This is a genomic window from Mesorhizobium sp. M4A.F.Ca.ET.050.02.1.1, assembly GCF_003997725.1.
Taxonomy (GTDB): domain Bacteria; phylum Pseudomonadota; class Alphaproteobacteria; order Rhizobiales; family Rhizobiaceae; genus Mesorhizobium.
Genome location: NZ_RZSG01000573.1, coordinates 1 through 3,901 on the forward strand (window position 1 = coordinate 1; position 3,901 = coordinate 3,901).

Sequence of the window (3,901 nt, forward strand, 5' to 3'; positions counted from 1 at the left end):
CCTCGGCGAAGCCGAAGCCGAGGCCGAGCAGTGCGTCCGGCACCTCGGCATTCTTGTCGTAGCCCGCCGCCATGCCGAGCGGGTTGGGGAAATCGAGGCCTGCGACGCGCAGCTTCAGCCGCTCGTCGCGCGGCGCGCGCGGGGCGACCGGCAAGCCGCATCGGAGCGCGGCGATGGACAGGCCATGTGCCGTTTCCGGATCGAGCGTGAACAGCAGTTTCTGGCCGATACGGTCGAGCATGCTCATTTCCGTCTCCAGGTCGGGAAACTCATGCCGGCCGTCGGCGCCGAGCGGCAGGGGACGGATCCAAAGGACTGCTGAGAGATCGAGCGGCGCGTAGAGATGCGGGAACAGCGCGCCGCCGCGCGAGACCTCGTATTTCAGGGCACCGCCGAGGCGGTCGCCATCGATGGCGATCAGCAGCAGGCCGGTCTGGCCGGCAAAATGCCTGGCCGCCGTCTCCCGCACCTGATCGGCGGTCGAGAAATGGATGAAGCCATCGGCGACGTCGATCGGCGCGCCGGTGAAGCGGCCGCTTCGCTCCGCCTCGCGCCAGAGCGCTTCTGGCGCGATCTTGTAGATAAACTGAGACATGGCTGCGCTATAGTCCGAACGAACCGCGCGGGAAAGGGTGCAGGCAAGGTCTGGAAAAGTGTTGCACGGTTTTTCCGGCGGTAGCCTGCGTCGAGGCAAGGAACGACTCTTCCCCACTTCCGGCGCAAAGCTGTGATAGGGTTGCATAGACTGGCTCATGGAGGACAACATGCGTCCGCAGTACATACTGATCCCAGCGGCACTTTTCTCGCTGGTCGCCGTGTCGGCCTTTTCCGGGGAAACCGATCGCTACCGGCTGGAAAAGTCGGCTAATGGCTATATCCGCATGGACACCCAGACCGGCGCCATGTCGATCTGCGAAGAGCGCTCCGGCCAGCTCGTCTGCAAGATGGCGGCCGACGAACGCGCCGCCTTCCAGGACGAGGTCGACAAGCTGCAGACCTCGGTCAAGGCGCTGGACGAGCGTGTCGCCAAGCTTGAGAACTCGCTTTCCGCCCGGTTGGAATCACAGCTGCCGAGCGAAGAGGATTTCAACAAGACGTTGGGCTACATGGAGCAGTTCTTCCGGACGTTCAAGGACATCGTCAAGGATATGGACAAGGAGAATGGCGACGACGGCGCCAGGCTCAACCAGCAAAAGACCTGAACGCCCGGCCTTTGCCGCTTGAAAACGGCCGATATCGCCGCATAATCGATCCGATCCCGTAAAAAGCACAACAGCAATGCCGGGATTCGGGGAGGACTGTTTGCCGTCGGGTTACACTTTCGTCATCGCCGACGATCATCCGCTTTTTCGCGGTGCGCTGAAGGAGGCGCTTGCCGGCATCGGCGACGTCGCCGCCATCCACGAGGCCGGCGATTTCGAAAGCGCAAAGGCGCTGGTCGTGGCCAATGAGGATATCGATCTGGTGCTGCTCGACCTGTCGATGCCGGGCGCCAGCGGCCTGTCCGGCCTGATCTCGCTGCGTGGCGTTCATCCGGCCGTGCCGCTGATCGTGGTCTCGGCGCATGATGACCCGGTGACGATCCGCCGCGCGCTCGACCTCGGCGCCTCCGGGTTCATCTCCAAATCGGCCAGCATGGAGGAAATCCGCCGTGCCGTGCAGGCGGTGCTGGCCGGCGATATCGCCGCGCCCGTCGGTATCGATCTCGGCGTCGAGCGCGATCCCGAGATCTCCGACCTGATCAGGCGCCTGCAGGCGTTGACGCCGCAGCAGACGCGTGTGCTCGGCATGCTGGCCGAAGGCCTGCTCAACAAGCAGATCGCCTATGAGCTTGGCGTCTCCGAGGCGACGATCAAGGCGCATGTCTCGGCCATCCTGCAGAAGCTCGGCGTCGACAGCCGCACCCAGGCGGTGATCCAGCTCTCCCGGATCGGCGGCGACCCGCTGCAACCTGCGAGCTGATTGGCGGCCGTCGAAGCAGCATCAGCTGCTTGTACCGAGGCTTGTTCATCTGAGCCGCACGGACAGCTCGACATCGTCGCCGAAAGGGGTGGAGATGTAGCCCGATGCCGGCGAGCGCACGCGCTCCAGATATTCGGGAGAGAGGTCGGCATTGTCGGCGATGACCAGCGCGCCCGGTTTCAACCGGCTCTCGACCAGGCTCAAGATTTCCGGATAGAGCGCCTTGGCGCCATCCAGCAATAGAAGGTCTATCGCGTCGGGCAGGTCGGCCCTCAGCGTCTGCAACGCATCGCCCTCGCGGATTTCCACCAGGTCGATGAGGCCGCCCTCCGTCAGATTTGCCTTGGCGCGGACCACCTTGGACGGCTCGAACTCGGTGGTGATCAGGCGGCCGCCGCCATTGTCCCTGAGCGCCGCGGCAAGATAGAGCGTCGAGATGCCGAACGAGGTGCCGAACTCGATGATGACGCGCGCGCCGCTGCTGCGTGCCAGCATATAAAGCAGCGTGCCGGTTTCCGGCGAGACAGCGAGCCACAAATCCCTCAGCCGCCCGTAGAGATCGATATACTCGGTCTTGCTGCGCAGCAGGCGTTCCCGCTCGTCGTGCGAGATGCCGGCCATCGCCGGGCTGGTTGCGGTCTCGGCTTCCTTGAACAGGCGGGCGAGCAGGGGTGCAAGCGGGGCGTTTGTGAGCGTGATCATCGAAGTCTCCAATCGAAAATGGCTGTGTTCTTGTGTTGTGCTGAAAATACGAATAATCCTTCAGGTTTCCAATTCGCATTACCCGGCCGCGCCATGACCGAACGCTTAAGCCTTTCTATTTCCTCGCGAAAGCAGCCCAAGCAGGCTCGCGCGACGGAACTTGTTTCGGCGATCCTGGAGGCTGCTGTTCAGGTTCTGGCGAGTGAGGGCGCCCAGCGCTTCACCACCACGCGCGTGGCAGAAAGGGCCGGCGTGAGCGTCGGCTCGCTTTACCAATATTTCCCCAACAAGGCAGCGCTGCTGTTCAGGCTGCAGAGCGATGAATGGCGGCAGACGGGCGGTTTGCTGCGCACCATATTGGAGGACGACAAGCGGCCGCCGCTGGAGCGGATGCGCACGCTGGTCCATGCCTTTATCCGCTCGGAGTGCGAGGAAGCTGCCGTGCGCGTGGCACTCAATGACGCCGCCCCACTCTACCGCGACGCGCCCGAGGCGCACGAGGCAAGGGCCTCGGGTGAGCGCACCGTCCAGGCTTTCCTCCGCGAAGTTCTGCCCGGGACCCCGCAAGCAACCCAGGACCTGGCCGGCGATCTGATCACGATGACGTTGAGCGCGGCGGGAAAGGATTTTTCGGCAAGCCCGCGCACCGACGCGGAGATCGAAGCCTACGCCGATGCCATGGCCGACATGTTCTGCGCCTACATCGCAAGCCTTGGACACCGCTGAGACAGGGCTGGGCCTGTGTTGTAAGCAGGCGCGGCTATTCCGCCGCCGAAGACAGCGGCCTAATCCGCGCTATCATCGAGCGCAGCACGGCCGGCTTCAGCGGCTTGTTGATCACCGGCACGTCGAGCCGGCCTGCCGATGCGCGCACTTCGCTCGATCGGTCGGCCGTGACCAGCACGGCCGGCAAATCCTGGCCGTGAAGCGCTCGCAGCGTCGCGATCGCGTCGAGCCCGGTGCCGCTGTCGAGATGATAGTCCGCCAGCACGATGTCTGGCCGGCTCTCCGCCGATCCCGCCACCTGCCAGGCGCCGGTGAGCGTTTCGACATGGCAGCCCCAGCCTTCGAGCAACAGCCGCATGCCGTCGAGAATGCGGGCATCGTTGTCGATGCACAGCACCTTGAGGCCGGCAAGCGAGGAGGCCACGCGCGCCGGCGCCTTCTCGATCTCGCGCCGGGGAGCCGCGACCGCGGCCACCGGCAGGATGACGGAGAAGCGCGTGCCTTTGCCGGG

Annotated in this window: 5 protein-coding genes and 1 pseudogene; 3 read left to right on the forward strand and 3 right to left on the reverse strand. The window is 64.5% G+C overall.

Features of this window, described 5'->3' with window-relative positions:
- Positions 1-247: 247 nt before the first annotated feature.
- Positions 248-595: pseudogene (locus EOA33_RS40850) on the reverse strand (DUF952 domain-containing protein); the annotation flags it as partial.
- 169 nt (positions 596-764) lie between these two features.
- On the opposite strand from EOA33_RS40850, the gene EOA33_RS27105 reads away from it, so the two are divergent.
- Together EOA33_RS27105 and EOA33_RS27110 are read left to right on the forward strand one after the other, a co-directional pair.
- Positions 765-1,202: a hypothetical protein gene (locus EOA33_RS27105; RefSeq protein WP_127407037.1), complete on the forward strand. Its 438-nt coding sequence runs from the start codon at positions 765-767 to the stop codon at positions 1,200-1,202.
- A gap of 100 nt (positions 1,203-1,302) precedes the next feature.
- A complete protein-coding gene (locus EOA33_RS27110; RefSeq protein WP_127407038.1) occupies positions 1,303-1,962 on the forward strand; it encodes a response regulator transcription factor in 660 nt (219 codons plus the stop codon).
- A 45-nt stretch (positions 1,963-2,007) separates the two neighbouring features.
- On the opposite strand, the gene EOA33_RS27115 is transcribed toward EOA33_RS27110, so the two are convergent.
- Positions 2,008-2,664: an O-methyltransferase gene (locus tag EOA33_RS27115; protein WP_126056571.1), complete on the reverse strand. Its 657-nt coding sequence runs from the start codon at positions 2,662-2,664 to the stop codon at positions 2,008-2,010.
- Positions 2,665-2,757: 93 nt separating this feature from the next.
- On the opposite strand from EOA33_RS27115, the gene EOA33_RS27120 reads away from it, so the two are divergent.
- Positions 2,758-3,390 (forward strand): TetR family transcriptional regulator, encoded by a 633-nt coding sequence (locus EOA33_RS27120; RefSeq protein WP_126059246.1) that lies wholly within the window; start codon positions 2,758-2,760, stop codon positions 3,388-3,390.
- Between the two features lie 34 nt (positions 3,391-3,424).
- Here EOA33_RS27120 and EOA33_RS27125 read toward each other — a convergent pair.
- The coding region (locus EOA33_RS27125) for a response regulator (protein ID WP_145989303.1) at positions 3,425-3,901 on the reverse strand (477 nt) is incomplete at its 5' end.